18 protein-coding genes are annotated in these 20,963 nt (G+C 44.6%); 11 read left to right on the forward strand and 7 right to left on the reverse strand.

The genetic code is table 11. From position 1 onward, the window contains the following. Nucleotides 1-51: 51 nt before the first annotated feature. The gene (locus tag M3593_RS16215; RefSeq protein WP_251544005.1) at nt 52-2,397 is read left to right on the forward strand and encodes an immune inhibitor A domain-containing protein; all 2,346 of its coding nucleotides are present in this window, start codon (nt 52-54) and stop codon (nt 2,395-2,397) included. A gap of 45 nt (nt 2,398-2,442) precedes the next feature. On the opposite strand, the gene M3593_RS16220 is transcribed toward M3593_RS16215, so the two are convergent. The 6 genes from M3593_RS16220 to M3593_RS16245 form a co-directional block, all read right to left on the reverse strand. Next, complete coding sequence (locus M3593_RS16220) at nt 2,443-2,793, reverse strand: hypothetical protein (protein WP_144475100.1); 351 nt, start codon at nt 2,791-2,793, stop codon at nt 2,443-2,445. Between the two features lie 90 nt (nt 2,794-2,883). Further along, nucleotides 2,884-3,381 carry a GNAT family N-acetyltransferase gene (locus M3593_RS16225; RefSeq protein ID WP_251543873.1) on the reverse strand — a complete coding sequence of 166 codons (498 nt, stop codon included), beginning with the start codon at nt 3,379-3,381 and terminating at the stop codon, nt 2,884-2,886. Nucleotides 3,382-4,170: 789 nt separating this feature from the next. Continuing rightward, nucleotides 4,171-4,308: a hypothetical protein gene (locus tag M3593_RS16230; protein ID WP_251543872.1), complete on the reverse strand. Its 138-nt coding sequence runs from the start codon at nt 4,306-4,308 to the stop codon at nt 4,171-4,173. Between the two features lie 55 nt (nt 4,309-4,363). Beyond that, nucleotides 4,364-6,022, reverse strand: a complete 1,659-nt coding sequence (locus M3593_RS16235; RefSeq protein WP_251543870.1) for a glutamine--tRNA ligase/YqeY domain fusion protein — start codon at nt 6,020-6,022, stop codon at nt 4,364-4,366. A 158-nt stretch (nt 6,023-6,180) separates the two neighbouring features. Next, a complete protein-coding gene (locus M3593_RS16240) occupies nt 6,181-7,833 on the reverse strand; it encodes a M20/M25/M40 family metallo-hydrolase (RefSeq protein WP_251543866.1) in 1,653 nt (550 codons plus the stop codon). A gap of 168 nt (nt 7,834-8,001) precedes the next feature. Continuing rightward, nucleotides 8,002-9,333 (reverse strand): S8 family serine peptidase, encoded by a 1,332-nt coding sequence (locus M3593_RS16245; RefSeq protein ID WP_251543863.1) that lies wholly within the window; start codon nt 9,331-9,333, stop codon nt 8,002-8,004. A 221-nt stretch (nt 9,334-9,554) separates the two neighbouring features. Here M3593_RS16245 and M3593_RS16250 point away from each other — a divergent pair, with 221 nt between their 5' ends. The 6 genes from M3593_RS16250 (at nt 9,555) to M3593_RS16275 (ending at nt 14,257) form a co-directional block, all read left to right on the forward strand. Beyond that, nucleotides 9,555-10,016 carry an OsmC family protein gene (locus tag M3593_RS16250; protein ID WP_251543862.1) on the forward strand — a complete coding sequence of 154 codons (462 nt, stop codon included), beginning with the start codon at nt 9,555-9,557 and terminating at the stop codon, nt 10,014-10,016. A gap of 98 nt (nt 10,017-10,114) precedes the next feature. Beyond that, entirely contained in the window at nt 10,115-10,714 is a 600-nt protein-coding gene (locus M3593_RS16255; RefSeq protein WP_251543860.1) for a DUF421 domain-containing protein, read from the forward strand. A gap of 315 nt (nt 10,715-11,029) precedes the next feature. Further along, entirely contained in the window at nt 11,030-12,181 is a 1,152-nt protein-coding gene (locus tag M3593_RS16260) for an MFS transporter (protein ID WP_251544003.1), read from the forward strand. 113 nt (nt 12,182-12,294) lie between these two features. Next, a complete protein-coding gene (locus tag M3593_RS16265; protein WP_214707407.1) occupies nt 12,295-13,053 on the forward strand; it encodes a threonine/serine exporter family protein in 759 nt (252 codons plus the stop codon). A 15-nt stretch (nt 13,054-13,068) separates the two neighbouring features. Further along, nucleotides 13,069-13,512, forward strand: coding sequence for a threonine/serine exporter family protein (locus M3593_RS16270; protein ID WP_251543858.1), 444 nt, complete (start codon nt 13,069-13,071; stop codon nt 13,510-13,512). Nucleotides 13,513-13,621: 109 nt separating this feature from the next. Then, nucleotides 13,622-14,257, forward strand: coding sequence for a histidine phosphatase family protein (locus tag M3593_RS16275; protein WP_251543855.1), 636 nt, complete (start codon nt 13,622-13,624; stop codon nt 14,255-14,257). 166 nt (nt 14,258-14,423) lie between these two features. On the opposite strand, the gene M3593_RS16280 is transcribed toward M3593_RS16275, so the two are convergent. Further along, nucleotides 14,424-15,413 carry an NADPH:quinone oxidoreductase family protein gene (locus tag M3593_RS16280; protein ID WP_251543853.1) on the reverse strand — a complete coding sequence of 330 codons (990 nt, stop codon included), beginning with the start codon at nt 15,411-15,413 and terminating at the stop codon, nt 14,424-14,426. 672 nt (nt 15,414-16,085) lie between these two features. Between M3593_RS16280 and M3593_RS16285 the strand changes: the two genes are divergently transcribed. The 4 genes from M3593_RS16285 (at nt 16,086) to M3593_RS16300 (ending at nt 20,951) form a co-directional block, all read left to right on the forward strand. Beyond that, on the forward strand, nt 16,086-17,255 hold the full coding sequence (locus M3593_RS16285) for an MFS transporter (RefSeq protein WP_251543851.1): 1,170 nt from the start codon (nt 16,086-16,088) through the stop codon (nt 17,253-17,255). Then, entirely contained in the window at nt 17,236-19,365 is a 2,130-nt protein-coding gene (gene fdhF, locus M3593_RS16290) for a formate dehydrogenase subunit alpha (protein WP_251543849.1), read from the forward strand. The genes M3593_RS16285 and fdhF overlap by 20 nt, the downstream gene beginning before the upstream one ends. Before the next feature lie 14 nt (nt 19,366-19,379). Further along, nucleotides 19,380-19,931, forward strand: a complete 552-nt coding sequence (locus tag M3593_RS16295; RefSeq protein WP_144475087.1) for a 4Fe-4S dicluster domain-containing protein — start codon at nt 19,380-19,382, stop codon at nt 19,929-19,931. 279 nt (nt 19,932-20,210) lie between these two features. Further along, nucleotides 20,211-20,951, forward strand: a complete 741-nt coding sequence (locus tag M3593_RS16300; RefSeq protein WP_251543847.1) for an Mrp/NBP35 family ATP-binding protein — start codon at nt 20,211-20,213, stop codon at nt 20,949-20,951. Nucleotides 20,952-20,963 lie beyond the last annotated feature (12 nt).

Raw genomic sequence — 20,963 nt, forward strand, 5'->3', positions numbered from 1 at the left:
GGTAGGAATTTGAAGAAAAATTTAGGTCTAAAGGTCCTATCAAGCATTACGATGACTGCAATGCTTGCAAGCACTCTGTCATTCGCGTCTGCTGGACCAGCTACAGTCAAAGCGGTTGAAAAACCAGGCTACCAGGCCAACGGAGGAGCACCAATCGATTTAGGCATCGCAAACGATGAGAGATTGATAGAAATGTTGAAGAAAGAAGGAAAGATTGCGAAGGATGCAACTCCTGCTGAGGCGGAAAAGGGATTGCAGAAGTATTTGAAAGAAAAGGCAGCTAACGCTGGTAAAACCAAGGATAAATTGCCTGAATCTCTTGGACAGCTTAAAAAAGGTACGGAAAAACCAAATAGCGATAGCCTGACTAAAGGCAAAGGAAATAAACTCGGACAGGCTAAGAAGAATACTGTGGATAGTGTTGAAAAAGAGGGTTACAACGGTGAAGTTCGATCAGATAAGGTTCTTATCCTTAAAATCGACTTTCCTGACTATAAACATAATTCTATAACACCAGAAGAAACAGGTTTTTACTACAAAGATTATTCTGATGATCATTTCCAAAGTATGGTGTTTGGTAAAGATGGATACGAAGGTCCAAATGGTGAGAAATTCGTCTCTATGAAACAGTATTATGAACAACAATCAGGTGGCAGCTATACAGTTGATGGTGAAGTGGCTGGGTGGTACACAGCTGATCATCCGGCAGCATATTATGGCGGTAATTACCCGGCTCCAGATGGCAGTGATGCCCGTCCACGTACGTTAGTTTATGAAGCACTTAAAAAAGCTGGCCAAGATCCTAATGTTGACTTGAGTGAATATGACGTATGGGATCGCGACGACTATGATGGAGACGGTGTTTACAACGAACCAGATGGTATCATTGACCACTTAATGGTCATTCATTCAGGTGTCGGTGAAGAAGCAGGTGGCGGCTCACTTGGTGGGGATGCAATCTGGTCACATCGTTGGAATCTTGGTGGATTAGTTGGTGTTCCAGGCGGATCTTCCAATAGTGATCGTTTTGGGGGTGCATTAGGCGCGTATGATTACACCATCGAACCGGAAGATGGAGCAGCTGGCGTCTTCATTCACGAATTCGGCCATGATTTAGGACTGCCGGATGAATATGATACTCAGTACACTGGTGCCGGTGAGGCTGTTGCTTACTGGTCAGTTATGGCAAGCGGCAGCTGGGCAGGCAAGATTGGTGGAACAGAGCCTCCAGGATTCAGCCCATATGCAAAGGAAAAACTTCAGGAATGGCATGGTGGTAATTGGTTAAGTGGGACAACATTGAACTCTGAAGATATTACAAGTGCAGGCACAAATATTTTACTTGACGAAGGTGTTACTAAGGGAACTAATAACGATGCAGTAAGAGTAAACCTTCCTGATAAAGTGAACGTATTGAACAAACCTGCAGAAGGATCATTTGAATACTATGGTGGCAAAGGTGATGAAGTTGATCACAAGATGTTCGCTACGATTGATTTAACTGGTGCCAATGCTGCAACTCTTGATTTTGATGCTTGGTACAATATAGAGAAAGATTGGGATTATGCCATGGTTCAAGTATCGACTGATGGTGGGGAAACATGGGAGTCTTTATCGAGCGGTCGAACTACATCTACATTGGATCCAAATGGATATCCAGCAATTAAAGAAAATCTTCCTGGCTATACTGGATCAAGTGATGGCTGGGTACACGAAACAATTGATTTAAGTAAGTTTGCGGGCCAGGAAATCCAGCTTCAACTACGTTACATGACAGACTGGGGATCTAATTTAGATGGATTCTTTGCTGATAACATCAAGGTAACGGCAGATGGAAATGAAGTTTTCTCTGATGGTGCTGAAGGAGAAGCTAAATTTTCATTAAATGGGTTTGAAAAGCATGATGGAAAGTATACCACTGATCATTATTATCTTCTTGAGTGGAGATCACATAATGGCGTCGATGAAGGCTTGAAAAATATTCGTCGTGGAGCTTCAATTATGTCTTACGATCCAGGTTTAGTCGTATGGTATGTTGATGAATCTTATGACAACAACTGGACAGGTGTACACCCTGGAGACGGTTATCTGGGAGTTGTGGATGCAGACCAGCATACTAATTATTGGAGTGATGGAGCTGTAGCTTCTACTCGATATCAAGTACACGATGCTGCATTTGGACTTGAAAAATCCGAAAAGATGTTCTTGAACTATCCAGGTCAGTTTACAATGAAGGACAACTATACGAAGCGTAATCCACTATTTGATGATAGCGCAGATTACAGCAATCCTGGAATGGTTGACGCTGGCCGCAACGTGTCTACTTACGGCTTGAAATTCCGTGTAGTAGGTCAAAGCGATGACGGCACAGTGGGTAAAGTGTTAATCTTTAAGTAAAAATGAAGAAACGCTGCCGGATTTTCGGCAGCGTTTTTGTTTTTTCTAATCAATATCTGGCTGGAACCCAATAAGCTTGGCTTTTTTGTCAGCCTTGGGATCGGAATCAGGAAAGGTAATTATGGATGCAATGTACTCCCAGCGAAGGAACATATGCGTGGTGCAGGTTTCTTCGACCTGATCTTCGGTAGGAATCACCGTGCCATCTTCCTTCTGGACTGGCGTCCGTTTATAGCAAGGGTTTTCAACCCAAATCCCCATACTCTCGGCATGGACCAGTTTTACCAGGTACCATTCATCTGGCTGAAAGATTCCGGTAATTTCGCCAATCATATTTTCGGGGAAATTTTTCAGTTTAACCTGAACCTTCTGGTTAACATAAGCATCTAAAAACATGAGCATTCTCCTTTCAGTAAAAACCTCATCCTTTACCTACTTCCTTTTTTAGCGAAAAATAAACATGAAAAAAAGGCCAAGATTGGCCTTCTATAAAAATAACACCATTAAATCTTCATCATAATATGTCCCATCAATCCGCAGGGCGTTCTTTTCGACTCCATATGCTTTGAAACCAAGGAAAGCATAAAGTTTTTTTGCCGGTTCATTGCTTGAGGTAACTGTCAAATGGATCTGTTCAACACTGTTTAACTCTTGCGCCTGTTGAATGGCTGTTTTTACAAGTGCCTTGCCAATACCTCTGCCTCTCTGTGAGGAGGTCACATACATGGCAAAAATATTGGCCCGGTGCTTCAGCTTAACTTTTCCCTCTGGAACGAGGGTAACGACCCCAACCAGCTGACCTTCCTCAAAAGCGCCAAATGTATAAGTTAATTTATTATCAAGCCTTTGCCTGTAATGTGAAGCTTCGTTACCTTTTTCATCTTCATAACTAGAACCGAACGCCTCGGGATTCTTTAGCAAGGCCTCATGACGAAGGGCTCGATAACCCTCTGCATCCCCGCCATTTAATCGTCGAATTTCCATAATACCCACCTCTGAAAAATTGGTTGCTTAATTATATTCTAGATTAAAAGCAGATTTCCTTTAAAAAGAGAAAGGATGTCTCGATCAACTCTGAAGGGTGAAGCAGGAACCTGGTATTAATTGTCCGTTATTTTGACAGGTTTGAAGTGTAATAGGAGAAAGCTGTCAAGAATCCGTTGTTATCTTGACAGGTTTGAAGTGTAACATATGAAAGCTGTCAAGAATCAGTCGTTATTTTGACAGGTTAGAAGAGAAGCAGGAGAAAGCTGTCAAGAATCAGTCGTTATTTTGACAGGTCTGAGGTGAAGTAGAGAAAAGCTGTTAAGAATCGGTCGTTATTTTGACAGGTCTGAGGTGAAGTAGAGAAAAGCTGTCAAGAACCCGCCGTTATTTTGACAGGTTTGAGGGGAAGTACGGTAAAGCTGTCAAGAAACAGCCGTAATTTTGACAGGTTTGAGGGGAAGTACGGTAAAGCTGTCAAGAAACAGCCGTAATTTTGACAGGTTTGAGGTGAAGTAGAGAAAAGCTGTCAAGAATCGGTCGTTATTTTGACAGGTTCGAGGTGAAGTAGAGAAAAGCTGTCAAGAACCCGTCGTTATCTTGACAGGTTTGAGGGGGAGCAGGAGAAAGCTGTCAAGAATCCGCCGTTATTTTGACAGGTTTGAAGAGAAACAGGTGAAAGTTGTCAAGAACCCTACGTTATTTTGACAGGTTCGAGGTGAAGTAGAGTAAAGCTGTCAAGAATCCATCGTTATCTTGACAGGTTTGAGGGGAAGTACGATAAAGCTGTCAATAATCCGGAGTTTTATTGACAGGTACGAAGGCAAACAGGTTAAAGTTGTCAAAATCCAACCGTTTTCCTAAGATCTTCGGTAGAAAATCCACCACTAGGCCGGCTTGTCGCCATCCTCCATCAATTTTAACCATAAAAAACCTCCCCGAATCAAACACGCACCCGGGGAGGCCATTTATCTACATATTTTTAAAGCTTAAACGAGCTCTTAAGCGATACAATCCGGTTGAAGACTTTCTTGTCTTCTGTCGTGTGTTTCGGATCGACGTTGAAGTAGCCGTGGCGGAAGAACTGGAATTTGTCCTGCGGCTGGGCGTCCTTCATATTTGGCTCGATAAATCCGTTCAGGATTTCCAGGGATTTTTCATTCACCTGATCTAGGAAGGATTTGTTCTCGGCTTCGTCTGCGCTTTCTTCTTCATCGTCAAGAATCAGCGGCTCATACAGGCGGAATTCTGCAGGAAGAGCATGTGTTGCGTCAACCCAGTGAAGAGTTCCTTTTACTTTGCGGCCAGTAAAGCCAGATCCGCTCTTTGTTTCTACATCATATGTGCAGTGAAGTTCAACCACTTCACCATTTTCATCTTTAACTACGTCATTGCACTTAATGAAGTAAGCGTGCTTCAAACGGACTTCATTGCCAGGGAAGAGACGGAAGTACTTCGCTGGAGGATTTTCCATGAAGTCGTCCTGCTCAACATAAATCTCGCGGGAGAATGGAATTTTGCGTGTGCCCATTTCCGGGTTTTCAGGATTGATTTCTGCATCAAGCCATTCGACTTCGCCTTCAGGATAGTTCGTGATGACAACTTTCAATGGACGAAGCACACCCATCGTCCGCGGGGCCTTCAGCTTAAGGTCTTCACGGACAAAATGCTCAAGCATCTGTGCATCAACGGTTGAATATCCTTTTGAAACGCCAGCTGCTTTTACGAATTCACGGATTGCTTCTGGCGTGAAGCCGCGTCTTCTCAAACCGGAGATTGTTGGCAGGCGTGGGTCGTCCCAGCCATCTACATACTTTTCTTCAACAAGCTGCTTCAGTTTGCGCTTGCTCATGACTGTGTTTGTCAGGTTCAGGCGGCCAAACTCGATTTGCTGCGGAGTTGCTTCCATTTCGGTTTCACGTACAACCCAATCGTATAGAGGACGCTGGTCTTCGAACTCGGTTGTGCACAAGCTGTGGGTAACGCCTTCGATAGCATCCTCAATCGGATGGGCAAACGCGTACATCGGATAGATGCACCACTTATCACCAGTGTTATGGTGTGTCGCATGCGAAATTCGGTAGATGACCGGGTCACGAAGATTGATATTTGGTGAAGACATATCAATCTTTGCCCGCAATACTTTCTCGCCATTTGCAAATTCGCCATTCTTCATGCGTTCGAACAGTTCAAGGTTCTCTTCAACGGAACGATTGCGGTATGGGCTTTCCTTTCCAGGCTCAGACAGGGTGCCGCGATATTCACGGATTTCATCTGCAGATAAATCATCGACATATGCCAATCCTTTTTTGATCAAAAGGACAGCACGGTCGTACATTTCATCGAAGTAGTCAGATGCAAAGAACAAGCCTTCCCATTCATAACCAAGCCATTCGACGTCTTCCTTGATGGCATCCACATACTCCTGATCTTCTTTCAGCGGATTCGTGTCATCAAAACGGAGGTTTGTCTTTCCGCCGAACTCATCTGCGAGCCCGAAGTTGATGACGATCGATTTTGCGTGACCGATATGTAGGTATCCGTTTGGTTCTGGAGGGAATCGGGTCACGACTGTATCACGCTTGCCGCTCTCCAAATCTTCCTTAATGATCGTTTTTATAAAATTCGAGTTTTCTTCCAATTAAATCAGCCTTTCCTTTGTTCAGTCTCTTATGTTTATTTTAATGATTACTATAATATATTTCCACTGAACTATATAGTAATAAGAAAAAAGCTGAAAAACAAGAGGTGTTCGGCTATGTTTATACAAAAAAGGTGCCGGAACAAGGCACCTGCAAATTATTTTGCCAATAGATTCTTGATGACCTCATTGGTGAGATTAGGGACGATTCTGACAGAATAGTCTATTTCCATCCGTTCATAGCGTTTATGGGCATCCAGCCCGTATGGACCGATGTTAACGACTGGGACATTCAGTTCACGAATTTCCTGGTAGTCCACAAAAAATTTCGTTCCCCAGCTTGGGTTATTGCGGGATGCAGCATCCAATGCTTCGTCATCATCACTCAAGGCGACAAAGCTCATATCGGATATATAAGGAAAGAAATTGCGGACAACGATGGATTCGTCATATTCAGGCTGAACAATCTTAACAGCCGCATCCAGGGCTTCAATCAAATTTCGTTCATCCTCGGTCTTACCATTGACTTCAATTCTTGGCGAATAAAGCGAGGAGTAGAAGACGATGATTGCCGGACTCTGATCTGGCATCCACTTCCATGCTTCCTCAACAACTCTTGCAGCGTACATCCTCAGGTCAAGTGTCGCATCCAGTAGCAGGTTTTCCTTGAACTCCACCATATGGGCTGTGTATTCAGAACCATGCATCTTGATCAGTTCATTTTCCATCTCTTCAAATGTCATCACCCGCGGCTGCCATTGTAGTTCCCTGCAAGGCTCGCCGCTCATTTTACAGAAATGCTTGTAGCGTTCCTCGTACAGCTCTAAGCCATTTGCAAAAGCAATGCTGGCCTGTTCCTTCAATTTTTCAAGAACATCCTTTGGTGTCCAGGAATGAATGAAAAAATTGTAATATACATAAGCGGCCAGCGCCGTTTGCACGGTGTAGTTGGGCTTAAGGTCCGTCTGCTTCAATGAGACTGGCGGCATGGTTGTTTCCCCGAAAGCCTCATTGCAGAGTTCAGGATTATAGTCGATTTGCCTGGTCAATTCAGCAGCGATCAGATTTGGATCCAGGCCTTCGAACGCTGACCCAACATGGGTTTCGGCCCCCGTTATAAAAAATGAAGGCAAAAGCTTCCCGACCGTTCCCTTATAAATATAGCGATTCCTGTCACCGGGAAACCTTGGTGAAACGAAATCACTGTTAATCAGGGCAATATACTCAAAGTCATGCTCTTCCTTCCAGGCGTTCAAGTCTTTTACTGCTGAAAGGATGCCGTATGAACTGTCTTCCTCATCACATTCTGCCAAGAAGACAAGATTTCCCTCGAGTTCATCCGGATGCTCTGAATAATACTTCAACAGATAAAGATTGGAGGCAACCCCGCTTTTCATATCCAGCACCCCGCGGCCAAACATCCAATCGCCTGATTCTGCTTGCTCCTTGACATGAGTAGGCAATTTTTCTTTTTTAAGCTCTACAAGAAGTTCATCAGGATTGAACGCAAGGCCGGCAAGCTGTGTGAAATCATCAATCCCGACCGTATCCAGATGTCCCATCAGAATGACGGTCCGATTGCTGCTGCCCTTTGTTCCTTTTACAAAAGCCAGTACATTATACCGTTCAAGCACATCATTCTTCGTTTGCGGTTTGATGACGTGGGTTGGATTCACTATAAAATAAGGAAACGATGAAATCATCGTATAAAGTGCCTGGGCAATTTCGTTCTCTCCATTTGTATTGACAATGCTCCCGATGTTCACAAGCTGTTTTGTATAAAATAAAACCTCATCCTGGCAATCAAGCATCCAAAGCATCCCCTTTCTGAATATTCAGGTTTTCCTTAAACCTAACCTATCTTGGCCAGAAATACAAGAGGTGCCTGCATAACTGGAATTCGCCAGATGAAAAACTCCTCCCCGGTATCGAGGAGGAGTCGGATTTATTTTTTTCATTACTTGTTAGAGCAGTAACTTTTACTTGATGAGAGCTGCCTGGACTGCTTCATAAGCGTTCACATAGCCTGCGCCAGCTTCATGCGGCTGGTAATCAGGCATCGGGTCAGCTGTTTGGACCATCAGTTCAAGTGCCTGATCCGGGCCGAGAGCAGGGTTTGCTTCCTTCATCAAGGCAACGACACCCGATATATGGGGTGCGGCCATGCTTGTGCCGCTTGAAGTTGTATAGAAAGGCAGGTGAGTCGCTTCAATATATGAAACATCGGTTACTGTACCTAATAGATTCATGACAAGTCCAGTGGAAGAACGGGTTGCCACGATATCTACACCTGGAGCCGTGATATCAGGATGCAGGAATTCATCTCCTGCAACACCGCGTGATGAGAAGTCGGCTAGTTGTTTATCCTTTGTTCCAGCCGCCACACTGATGACCCAGGGAGCCGCAGAGTATGGGTTTAGCGTATTATCTTCTGGACCTTCATTTCCAGCGGCAAACACAACGGTCATACCTGCGTCATGCGCTTTTTTGGAAGCGACATTGATCGGATGGTCAGGAGAGTATTCCCCGGTTGAGCCCCAGCTGTTGCTGATGATGTCGATTCCGTACTTTTCTTGATTCTTGATGGCATAATCAAAAGCTTCCAGTGACCAAAGGATGTTGATGGCTTCGCCAACACCAAGACCGACTAGTTTTGCATCGGGAGCAATTCCTTTATACAGGCCGTCGCTAGAGGTCCCGCTTCCCGCAATCGTTCCAGCAACATGGGTGCCATGGCCAGAGGTGGTGTCTGTGTTCAGCTGGTTCTCAAGGTAAAGAGGCTGATTGCCAAAAAGGTCTCCGACAACGAATTTTACATTCTGGACGACCTTTTCACCATACTGCAAATCTGGATGGGTAGCATCAATGCCACTGTCGATTACCGCTACAGTAACTCCTTTTCCGGTAAAACCAAGGTCATTCCAAACAGCTTCTGTGCCGATGAGTGCCCTGCTGTCTCGAAGGAAATATTGCAGATCATCATTCGCATAAATTGAGAGAATATTGGTTGCCGTAAGGAGCAGTTCATTGACAAGCCCAATCTTCCCTTTAACCGCTACAATCGGAAGCTCGCTGAAGGGATTCACTTGGAAACCTAATAATTTCAAAAGCTTGATATCCGAGAGTACTGGCATGTCTTTATAAGTAATGATGAGTTCAACTTCTTCATTGCTCAAAGGATTGGCCAGCAGGCGTTCGACTTTTGGGTCCAGTTCTGCTGTAAGCAAGGATGCCTTTGGGCTGGAGAATGAGGGGGATAAAACCAAACTGAATAACATGAGTGCGAGTGCAATGACACTAAACTTTTTCATAGGTCCTCCTTTGATTTTGAAAATTCGTACATTTAAATTTATCCAGCCCAAGTTAGCAAGAAACCTTAAACAGGTTGGGAAAACTTTTTGATTCTGATAATGTTCACCTTTTCACAATGTGTTCAAAGCTTCTCGACTCTTTTGTGTCTTTAGCTGTTTTGAGAAGGAAACCGGCTAAAGAAAGAGGAAAATGGAGGTGTAAATATAAAGGAGGGAATATCATGCCAAAAGAAATTTTTAAAGCCACAGCGTCACTGCAGGAGGGGGTAAAGGTTGATGTCCAGGCCAGAGGCTTTCACATCACGATCGATGAGCCTGAAAATTTAGGCGGTACCAACCAGGGGATGAATCCGGTTGAAATGCTACTTGGTGCATTGGGGGCATGTCAATCAATCGTAGCGCGTGTATACAGCCACAAGTTCGGGGTGGAACTCGAGGACTTCCGCGTTGAATTGGAAGGTGATCTTGATACTGATGGTTTCATGAATAAATCCGATGTACGCCGCGGTTATTCGGATATTCGCTATACCTACTTTATAAAATCACCATCCCCAGAAGAAAACATCAGCGCGCTTGCAGATTTCATTGCTAAAACCTGCCCTGTAGATGATACGATTGCCAATCCAGTGAATGTATCAAGAACAAATATTGTCATTGAAAAACCGGTGAAACAAGCATTTTAATAATGATCCTGACGGCATTCCCTTGGAGTGCCTTTTTCGCCTCATAATATAACCTTCTATGGAGAAAATTAAGGGGAGACATTATTTAGGAGGCGCTTATGGATTTCACTTTTATTTGGAAAACGACTTTTTTGATCCTTTCAGGCATTTTATTGTTAAGAGTTGCGGGCAGGAAGTCGATCTCGCAAATGACACTGGCACAAACAGTAGTGATGATCTCGCTTGGGACCATCATCGTCCAGCCTATAGTAGAGAAAAGCATGTGGAAGGCAATCGCGGGGGCAGCTATTTTTGTTGCGGCTATTATCATTATTGAATATTTGGAGCTTAAGTTTAATTCTTTTGAAAAATTCATCACCGGAAAATCGAAGATCATTATCCAGAATGGCCAGTTAAATACGAAAATGATGAAAAAAATGCGACTCACGGTCGACCAGCTGGAGATGAGATTGAGGAATAAAGGGATTGCCAAAATGAAAGATGTGAAATTCGCAACGATTGAACCGAACGGCCAACTTGGATATGAACTCACGGATGATGCGAAGCCATTGACAGTTGGTGAGTTCAGGAAAATCCTGAATGATTACCTTCCAGCAATGGTTATGAAGATGGAAGCCAACCAGGAACCTGCAAAGGCGGATATTTTTCAAGAATTGAATGAATCGCATAGCAAGGACAATCCAAAATATCTTCAGTAAAAGCTCTTTCTGATCAGGTTTGGACGAATAGACCATTTAGGGCAACAGGATTACGGATAAACTTTGTGTTAGTACAGGAACAATAAAATTTAGCTTTTGTAAAACAAATTTCCCCCTTCATTATTGTAGTGGAATGTGCTACTATTTAGAAATGCGAAATACATGAAAAATCTTCTCGTGCGGAAGATTTTTTGTTTTTTTAATGGAGAAGCATTTCAATAATTAGCCTGCCTCCGTTCACAGAAATAGGTAAAGGGGAGAAACAATTTGTCACAAACAAAAGAGCCATTATGGACCTCTTCATTCATAAAGCTGATGGTCGGAAACCTGTTTGTATTCATGTCCTTCCAGATGCTCATACCGACATTGCCGCCTTATATAAAATCGATTGGTGCGAATGGAACGGAAATCGGTCTGGTTACCGCCTTATTTTCAATTGGGGCCGTGCTGAGCAGGCCGTTCATTGGATTCATGCTTGAATATAAACACAGAAGGCCGCTCGTTTTGATCGGAGCTGTCATGCTGTTGCTCATTACATTCCTATATCCACTGTCACAGGTGGTGATCATTTTCCTGGCTGTCCGGCTGCTGCATGGATTAGCCTGGGGATGGTCTACGACTGTCAACGGCACGGCAGCGGTAGATGTGATTCCGAACTCCAGGCTTGGAGAAGGGATGGGATATTACGGCCTATCCATCACGATCGGGATGATCATTGCGCCGAGCCTTGGGATATTCTTATTTCAAGTAACGTCATTTGAAAATCTGATTTACATTTCTGGTGCACTTGGTGTCATTGCCCTTGTGCTGCTCGGAACCGTTCATTATCAAACACCTGAACAGGTTCTGAACACGAACAAGGAAGATTTAAAATTCTCTTATCTTGGTTCGCTTGTTGAAAAGTCAGGCTGGTTCCCAGCGATGCTGACATTGCTGATCAACCTCGGATATGGAACGATTGTTACCTTCATCGTTATATTTGGCGAGGAACGCGGGATTGATCAAATCTTCTTATTCTATCTGTGCAATGCGATTCTTGCTTCATTATCACGTCCGGTAGCCGGAAAATGGTTTGACCAAAAAGGACCTGTCGGGCTTGTTATTTTAACGATCAGTATTACGTTTGCTAGCATGTGGGTACTTTCATTTGCTCACTCCAATATGATGATTGCTTTTGCCGGCGTATTGTTTGGGATTGGATTCGGTTCATTGATCCCAACCCTGCAATCATGGACGTTATCGATGACACCGCCAAACCGTCGTGGAGTGGCCAATGGGATGTTCTTTTCATCCATTGACCTTGGGATTGGTTTAAGCGGACTGTTTTTCGGGGTTCTGGCGCAATATGTTGATCTGGGAACCTTGTTCCAGATTTCAAGTGGTTTTGTGGTATTCGCCCTGATTCTGACGATTATCAAAGGCAAACCTAAAAAGGAAGTTTGCCAGCCGAAGGAAGCTGTTTCCTGAGGCGTTAGCCAGCCGTATCATGGCTGGCTTTTTCCATGGTTGCTAATATGCACTCTTTTGATTTAAACTGATAAAGAAATTTACATCGTACGGATTGGTATGTGAGGATCATTATGGATAATCAGGATCAAACATTTGAAGTGATGCGGGCCTGTTTGCTGGCCGGGAAAATCATGCTCCGAAGCGGCGCGGAAACGTATCGCGTCGAGGACACGATGTCGAGGATGGCTTCAGCGCTCGGCATCGACAAGACCCATAGTTATGTGACGCCGACCGGGATCATTTTTTCTGTGGAAGGTGTCGGCCCGGAGAGGACGAAGCTTGTCAGGATTTCAGACAGGACCACGGATTTAAGGAAAGTGGCCATGGTCAACGCTGTTTCACGAAAAATCAGCAGCGGCGAGGTAGGGCTTGCTGAAGCGTGCAGGCTTCTTGAGGAGATTGAGGAGGCGAATCTAGCCTACTCGTTTACGATTCAAATCATCGCAGCTGCCATTGCAAGCGGCTGTTTCACTATCATGTTCCTCGGCAGCTGGCTCGACTTCCTGCCATCTATGGCCGCAGGAGGAATCGGCTTTTTCCTGGTCGTTTATTTTCACAGGATTGTTCCGGTAAAATTCTTTGCTGAATTCCTGTCGTCTTTCTTTATCGGGATGATCGCCTTTTTCTTTGTGAAATTCGGACTCGGCCAGGAGCTGGATAAGATCATCATTGGTTCAGTGATGCCTCTTGTGCCTGGCCTGCTAATTACGAACGCAGTCAGGGACCTGATGGCTGGCCATTTGGTTTCTGGATTGTCAAAAGGAGCAGAAGCGCTGTTGACGGCATTTGCGATCGGCTCAGGCATAGCAGCAATTTTATCTTTCTTGTAGACTGGAGAAAAAGCGATGGTTTATATAGAGCAGCTAATTACGAGTTTTATTGCCTCGGCAGCGTTTGGAATCATTTTTAACGCACCAAGGGAATCCCTGGTCAAGTGCGGAATTTCCGGGATGGTCGGTTGGATTGTTTATTTTGCATTGGATACAAATGGATTCGGCACCATTTTTGCGACATTGATGGCCTCATTTTTAATTGCAGTTGTCAGCCAGATGTTCGCGAAGGCATATCGGATGCCAATTATCATATTTAGCGTCGCCGGGATTATTCCGCTTGTTCCGGGCGGGCTGGCGTATGATGCGATGAGGCATTTTGTGGAGAATGATTATGGCATTGCCCTTTCTTTGGCTGCGAAGGCGTCGATGATATCCGGAGCGATTGCGGTTGGCCTTGTTTTTTCTGAAGTGATTAACCAGGTGATCAGAAGGTCAAACCTGGGGCCGGTAAAATAGTGATTGATGAGACTCGCATCTGATGTGAGTCTTTTTTATTTCGCCTAAAAAGGAATTCAGCCGCTTATGAAGAATTGATAGTTGAAATGATTGGAAAAAGGGTGAGGAAATGGAAATTCTATTGATCAGGCATGGCGAATCGGAAGGAGATATTCTGCAGGTCCATGAAGGGCGGGCAGATCTGTTGCTGACGGACCATGGCCGCAGACAGGCTAAGGAAATGGCTGTTGTTGTAAAGGAAAAATATATGCCGGAAGTAATCTGGTCGAGCACATTGAAACGTGCAAGGGAAACAGCAGAAATCCTAAGCGGGGAAACCGGTATTGCTGTGATTGAGGATGATGGATTAAGAGAATTCAATAATGGAGTTCTGGCCGGTCTGCCATTTGCTGAGGCCAAGCTTCGCTATCCAGAACCAGAGGGCGGAAGAAAGCCGCATGTTCCGATCGAGGAAGGGGAATCTGAGCTTCAATTCCGCTTTCGGGCCCAGACGGTATTTTCAAAGATTCTTGCTGAGAGCGAAGGCAAGAAGCGAATCGCAATTGTCTCGCATGGCGGTATGATCTCCAATCTCCTGAGAGCATTTTTAAACTTGCCTGTATCCAGTGATATCTATTTCCCGACAGGAGACACAGGAATCCATTTGCTGAAGGTGAATGAAAACGGGAAAAAAGCAGTGCTGTTCCTGAATGATTGTGGTCATCTGGCAAAAGTAGATTCACAGGAGCTTGCTGCACAAAATTAAAAATAGATTCAGAAAAGCATGCAGCAGCTTAAAATTAAAAGTAGATTCAAAAGAGCTTGCAGCACAAAGTTGGAAAGTAGATTCAAGGAGCTTGCAGCACAGTAGAAAAATTAAATGGATTAAAGACAGCCCGAACCCGGTTATTGACCGGATTCGGGCTGTTTTTTTACATCTTCACAATCGTTCGGCCGCGGTTTTCGCCTTTTAAGATGCTGGTAAGGACGCCAGGCAATTCTTCTAATGACACTTCATTCTTAATGGTTTCCAGCAGTCCCTCGGGCTTCAAATCTGTTGCCATCCGCTGCCATAGAAGCTTTCTCGTTTCCATTGGGCAGTAAACGGAATCGATGCCAAGGAGATTGATTCCCCTTAGGATGAACGGGAACACCGTTGCTGGGACATCTGTTCCGCCAGTCAGCCCGCTGACTGCAACTGAACCGTTGTATTCAAGCTTGCTGAGGATGGCTGATAATGTCTTGCCTCCAACCGGATCGACGGCAGCTGCCCATAGCTGCTTATCAAGAGGCTTTATCTTTTCCCCGACTAACTCTTCACGGCTGATGATGTCTGTGGCACCAATTTTTCGAAGGTATTCATGTTCTGATTCTTTTCCTGTGCTCGCTACAACATGATAGCCTCGCTTGGCAAGCATCGCCACAGCGACGCTTCCGACACCTCCACTTGCTCCTGTCACAAGCACCTTGCCTTTTTCCGGAGTCAGGCCGTTTTCTTCCAGTCGGTGGACAGACAAGGCTGCCGTAAATCCGGCTGTTCCGAAAACCATTGCTTCTTTTAAAGTAAGACCTTCAGGCAATGGGACAATCCAGTCCCCCGGAATCCTCGCATACTCGCTGTATCCGCCATAGTGGGAAACCCCTATCTCATAGCTGGTCGCAATCACTTCATCTCCTTCATTGAAGCGGCTGTCGTCAGAACGAACAACTGTCCCGGCAAGGTCGATTCCAGGGATGAAAGGATAGGACCTGACTATCTTGCCGTTCGGGATGCTCGCAAGCCCGTCCTTAAAGTTGACACTGGAGTAGGCCACCTTGATCAGCACATCTCCTTCAGGCAGATCCTCCAATTGGATCGTCTTCACTTCAGCAGAAAAATCTTGTTCATTTTTGTTCACCATAAAAGCTTTGAAATTGTCCATAACTCCCAACCTTTCTTGGCTTGATAGTTCTAGTATAAGGAAAACTTTGCCTGGCTACTAATAACTCAACTTAATGGGACAATCCATTTTATCAACTATTAAAAAGAAGCGAATTTCTTTTGATGGGAGTTGCAAGGCCGGAACTTAACTTCGATTTTCGGTAAGACATAAAACAATAATGTGCGGATAAATCAAGGAAACCACCCATTATCGTCACATAAAAGGAAATAATGTGCGGATAAATCAGGGTGTCCATCAATTATCGTCACATAAAAGGAGATAATGTGCGGATAAATCAGGGTGTCCATTAATTATCGTCACATAAAAGGAGATAATGTGCGGATAAATCAATGGAACCATTAATTATCGTCAAATACAGGCTACAAAGTCTTCTGAAAGAGAGGGGGGACTGCCAGATTGTTAACTACCGCACAAATTTATTACGATTTTGTGTCCACTCATGATGGTGTGACGGACTTCACATATCTTTTAATCTTGCTCCCTTAAGATTTAGGTATAAACGGTTCACAGTGATGATTGGGGTTGTAAAAAACATTATTAAATCAATTTTTCACTATTCACAAAGTGTTTACAATTTAAGCCTTTTTTGACTGTTTTTCCATGATAAGATGATTTTTGAAATCGGAAACGATTTACAGGGAGGTAGCAAAGTTGTACAAATTCGAAAAATCCTTTTACTCCAAAACAAGCATGTATTCCTTTGTCGCTGTGATGATATTATTCTTCTCAATGTGGTATTCGACCTCGAAGTTTGTCCATATTGACATGGCGCTTCTAGGATATGCAATTTCGTCAGCAGTATTTGCCATCGGGCTTTCAATCAGGATGAGCTTCTGGATGTGGCGGAAAGCGACGAACAGAGTAGCTAAGCGAAGTGTTGAGAACCTTTTTAATAAAGAAAGAATGAAACGTAATTCAAAAGCACTAGTCAAAACATTAATCGATAACATCATCTTGCAGAAATTCATTTTTCAGCGCGGATTATACCGCGGCATACAGCACTTGATGATTTCATGGGGCTGCATCATTTCATTCGGTATCACTTTCGGGTTGACGTTTGGATGGATGCGCTTCGACTTGATTGATTCGGAAACATACCAGATTATCGTCTTCGATATGCCAACCATTACAATGGCAGCCCACGGACTTTTCGCAGAAATCGTCTATAACGGATTGAATATTGGCGCAATCATGGTCTTGATTGGTGCAGCGATGGCGCTTTATCGAAGAGTCACCAACTACGATGTAAAAGTTACACAACGTTTCGAGTTCGACATTTTACCACTGATCATTCTGCTGTCAGTAACAGTAACGGGATTAATCCTGACAGTGCTTTACACATTCCTTGATGGCTGGATGCACCATTACATGTCGCTGGTCCACCAGGTTACAGTCATCATCATGCTGATGTACTTCCCATTCGGAAAACTGTTCCACGTGCCGATCAGGCCGCTGGCTACAGCAGTACCAATGAGTTATCAAGAGGTGATCAAAGTGGATACGAAATCATGTAAGAGCTGCGGACAGCCATACAGCAATGACGACCAGATCGCGGATGTCCAGGCCATTTTAAAAAGCCAGAATTTCGACCTCCAGTTAGCGGACGGATCATATCTATCAGATTATTGCACAGGCTGCCGCCGCAGGATGAGGGCAATGAAGCAAATGAATCTTGAAGCTCCAAAAGGCAATCCATACGGACCAGTTAACACCAATAACGGAATTCATATATCAGGCTTCAGCAAGAAGCGTTCTGAAGAGTTTTACGGAATCGACCAGGATTTGAAGGAGGAAAAAATCGATGAGCCAGTTTCTCGTTAAAGAAGGCGTCAAAAACCAGATTCGGAAAGGCGAAAAATTAGTCACTACACATTGCTGCTACTGCGGAATGCAGTGCGGGATGCATATCCGTGTTGATGAAAAAACGAATAAGGTCATGGGTGTGGAGCCGCGTTATGACTGGGTGCTGACCAGAGGGAAGATGTGTCCTAAAGGGGTTACTGCTTATCAGACTATTGATCACCCGGATCGCATCAAGCGTCCTTTAATCAAAAAAAATGGCAAATTTGTAGAATCCTCTTGGGAAGAAGCGCTTGATTTAATCGAAAGAAAGTATAAAGAAATCCAGGGAACATACGGCAAGGATGCGCTCGCTGTGTATGGCGGTGTGTCGATGACAAATGAAAAATGCTACCTGGTAGGAAAGTACGCACGTGTCGGACTGGGCACTCGTTATATCGATTATAATGGCCGCTACTGCATGAGTTCGGCTGCCGGGGGATTCAATAAGACACTTGGAATTGACCGTGGATCATCGCTTCCATGGACGGAACTCGAGCATAGCGACTGCTTCTTCATGGCTGGCTCTAACACTGCAGAATGTCACCCTACTAGTATCCAGTGGTTCTGGAAAGCGAAGGACAAAGGCGCAAAGCTCATTGTTGCCGATCCGCGTGAAACTGCAACTGCAAGAGTTGCTGATGTACACCTGGATCTTCTTCCTGGAACAGACTCTGCTTTAGCAAATGGAATCATGCACTTGCTGATCAAACATGATTATGTGGATCACGAATATGTCCAGGAGCGCTGCAATAATTTCGACGAATTGAAAGAAATGACGGCTAAATTCACGCCAGAATATACATCGAAAATTACTGGTGTCTCAGCAGAAAAAATCATCAAAGCTGCACACATCTTTGGAAAGTCACCTCGATCAGTCGTGATGTTCGCACGCGGTGCTGAACAGCAGACAGCAGGTGTGGATAACGTAAGTCTTTACACATCCATGGCATTATTGCGCGGCCAAATCGGAAAATTCGCTTCTGGAGTTGCCACTTTTACAGGACAGGGAAATGGCCAGGGTGGTCGTGAACACGGCCAGAAAGCCGATTTGCTTCCTGGTTACCGCAAGCTTACAGATCCTAAGGCAGTTGAGTACATTTCAGGTGTTTGGGGCATCAAGCCGGAAGAAATGCCGCAGCCAGGTGTATCTGCTTATGAAATGTTCCATCTCATGGAGGCGAAGACGATTCGCGGACTTCATGTCATTTGCTCAAATCCGGTTGTATCATCACCAAATATCAACTATGTGCAAGAACAGCTTGAAAACCTTGATTTCTTAGTCGTAAATGATTTCTTCCTTTCTGAGACTGCAGAGTTGGCAGATGTAGTCCTTCCTGCTACAACATGGGCAGAAGATGAAGGAACGACTACCAATACAGAAGGCCGGATCATCCATATCCGTAAAGTAGTTGAGCCGATCGGGGAATCCAAACCAGACTGGGAAATCATGAGCCTGATTGCTGAACGCCTGGGTAAAGGCAAGCACTTCCAATATAATGAGCCAAGAGAAATTTTCGATGAACTTCGTCTTGCATCAAAAGGCGGCAAAGCGGATTACTATGGTGTCACATACGAAAAGATCGATGAACAGGACGGTGTTTTCTGGCCAACTCCTGCACTTGAGCATCAGGGAACTCCATCGATGTTCAAAGAGAAGTTCGAAACGCCAGATGGCAAAGCGAATCTCGCAGTTTGCGATTACCGAGGACCTGCAGAAGTCCAGTCAAAAGAATATCCACTCTGGCTGACTACAGGCCGTGTCGTATTCCATTATCTTTCAGGGAACCAGACAAGACGCGTTGACTTCCTGAAGGAGCAATGCCCTGAGCCATTCGTTGAGATGCATCCTGAACTGGCAAGCCAGTACCAGATCGAGAACGGCGAAAGAGTGAAGCTTACAACTCCGCGTGGCGATATGATCGCTCCGGTAAAAATAACGAAAGCAATCCGCAAAGATACGATGTTCGTCCCTTATCACTGGGGCAAAAAGCTGGCGGTCAACCAATTGACCAGCCCGGCATTGGACCCAATCTCACGGATGCCTGAATTTAAAGTCTGTGCTGTAAAACTTGAAAAACTGACTAAATAGGAGGAACGGCCATTATGAATAAAATAATGTATCTTGAATTTGAACGCTGTATCGGATGCCGTGCCTGCCAGGCAGCCTGCCGTGAGTGCGGAGACCATGATGCAAAAGAACGGAACTATGTAGAATATGTTGATTTTACCGAATCACGCCAGACCTTCCCGATGCTGTGCATGCAATGTAAAGACCCTGCATGTGCTCGCGTCTGCCCGGCAAATGCGATCCAGATCACGGATGAAGGCGTCGTGCTTTCCGCGATGGAAGAGAAGTGTATCGGCTGCCGCAATTGTACATTCGGCTGCCCATTCGGTATTCCGAAATTCGACTTCGAGAAGAACAAAATGTACAAATGCGATATGTGCTATGACAGAACCCGATACGATATCGCGCCAATGTGTGCGTCTGTTTGTCCAAGTGAAGCGATCCGCTTCATCGACTTCGATGAAATGCAGCAGCTGCGCAGAAAACGCACCCAGATGAATCTTGTAGAAGGCAAAAAGCCTCAAGAGGGCAATAAATGGGATTACGTGCCTGAATTCTTCGGTGTTTATACTGATTCACAATCTTAATTTAATGCAGCCGGCCGGAAAAGAGCGCTAAGTTCATTAGGGCCGGCTCTGTTTTTGAACGGATTTTAGCGATATTGGCGATAATCCAATTTCATTGGCGCTTTTCACAGGATTATTGGCGAGAATTTGATTTTATTGGCGAAAACCACATGGTTATTTGCGAAAATAAAATTTTATTGGCGAACTGGAAATAATCAGCGATTTTTTCCAGTAAAGGGTTTCAAGCAATTTTAGATAAGGTAGGGAATAATAACCCAACCAAAAAAGAGGTGCTTTAAAATGTTAAAAGGAAATGTCCTGGCGGTGACAAGCGGAAAAGGCGGAGTCGGAAAGTCTTCATTATCAGTGAATCTTGCGCTTGCACTGCAAAAGCTTGGCAAGTCAGTGGCGATCATCGACCTTGATATATATGGATTCAGTGTACCGAAAATCCTGAATATAGATACAAAGCCAAAAACGTTCAACGGAAAGATCATCCCGGTTGAATCGAACGGAATTAAAGTGATGTCTATGGGTTTCCTGGTGAAGGACAATGAACCGATCGTTTGGCGCGGACCGATGCTTGGAAAAATGATTCAGCATTTTACCGAGGATGTGCTGTGGGGTGAAATGGATTATTTCATTCTTGATATGCCTCCTGGCACCGGAGATGTCGCGCTTGATATGCACCTGATGATTCCACAGAGCAAGGAAATCGTCGTGACGACGCCTCATAAAGCAGCATCTTTCGTAGCGGAACGCGCAGGATCGATGGCGATCAAGAGCAAGCATGAAGTTATCGGTGTAGTCGAGAATATGTCTTACTTCAAGCCTGAAGACAGCGAACAGAAGTATTACATCTTCGGAAAAGGCGGCGGCGAGGAGCTGGCAGCACAGCTGGGTACGGAACTATTGGGGCAGCTGCCGATCCAGGAAGCGGATGAGAACAGTGAGACTCCTGCGATTGCTGCGGAAAACACAGCGCTATTCAAGGAATACTTGAACCTGGCAGAAAAAATCGATGCTAAGTTTCAGCTCTAGGAACAGGAGGAT

It is taken from the genome of Mesobacillus sp. MER 48 (genome assembly GCF_023714225.1).
In the GTDB taxonomy this organism is placed as follows: Bacteria; Bacillota; Bacilli; order Bacillales; family Cytobacillaceae; genus Mesobacillus; species Mesobacillus oceanisediminis_A.

Coding starts and splice junctions, on each gene's coding strand:
- M3593_RS16215 (WP_251544005.1), top strand. CDS start 52: ATGACTGCAATGCTTGCAAGCACTCTGTCATTCGCGTCTGCTGGACCA.
- M3593_RS16220 (WP_144475100.1), bottom strand. CDS start 2,793: ATGTTTTTAGATGCTTATGTTAACCAGAAGGTTCAGGTTAAACTGAAA.
- M3593_RS16225 (WP_251543873.1), bottom strand. CDS start 3,381: ATGGAAATTCGACGATTAAATGGCGGGGATGCAGAGGGTTATCGAGCC.
- M3593_RS16230 (WP_251543872.1), bottom strand. CDS start 4,308: ATGGTTAAAATTGATGGAGGATGGCGACAAGCCGGCCTAGTGGTGGAT.
- M3593_RS16240 (WP_251543866.1), bottom strand. CDS start 7,833: ATGCTTGATTGCCAGGATGAGGTTTTATTTTATACAAAACAGCTTGTG.
- M3593_RS16245 (WP_251543863.1), bottom strand. CDS start 9,333: ATGAAAAAGTTTAGTGTCATTGCACTCGCACTCATGTTATTCAGTTTG.
- M3593_RS16250 (WP_251543862.1), top strand. CDS start 9,555: ATGCCAAAAGAAATTTTTAAAGCCACAGCGTCACTGCAGGAGGGGGTA.
- M3593_RS16255 (WP_251543860.1), top strand. CDS start 10,115: ATGGATTTCACTTTTATTTGGAAAACGACTTTTTTGATCCTTTCAGGC.
- M3593_RS16260 (WP_251544003.1), top strand. CDS start 11,030: ATGGTCGGAAACCTGTTTGTATTCATGTCCTTCCAGATGCTCATACCG.
- M3593_RS16265 (WP_214707407.1), top strand. CDS start 12,295: ATGGATAATCAGGATCAAACATTTGAAGTGATGCGGGCCTGTTTGCTG.
- M3593_RS16270 (WP_251543858.1), top strand. CDS start 13,069: ATGGTTTATATAGAGCAGCTAATTACGAGTTTTATTGCCTCGGCAGCG.
- M3593_RS16275 (WP_251543855.1), top strand. CDS start 13,622: ATGGAAATTCTATTGATCAGGCATGGCGAATCGGAAGGAGATATTCTG.
- M3593_RS16280 (WP_251543853.1), bottom strand. CDS start 15,413: ATGGACAATTTCAAAGCTTTTATGGTGAACAAAAATGAACAAGATTTT.
- fdhF (WP_251543849.1), top strand. CDS start 17,236: ATGAGCCAGTTTCTCGTTAAAGAAGGCGTCAAAAACCAGATTCGGAAA.
- M3593_RS16295 (WP_144475087.1), top strand. CDS start 19,380: ATGAATAAAATAATGTATCTTGAATTTGAACGCTGTATCGGATGCCGT.
- M3593_RS16300 (WP_251543847.1), top strand. CDS start 20,211: ATGTTAAAAGGAAATGTCCTGGCGGTGACAAGCGGAAAAGGCGGAGTC.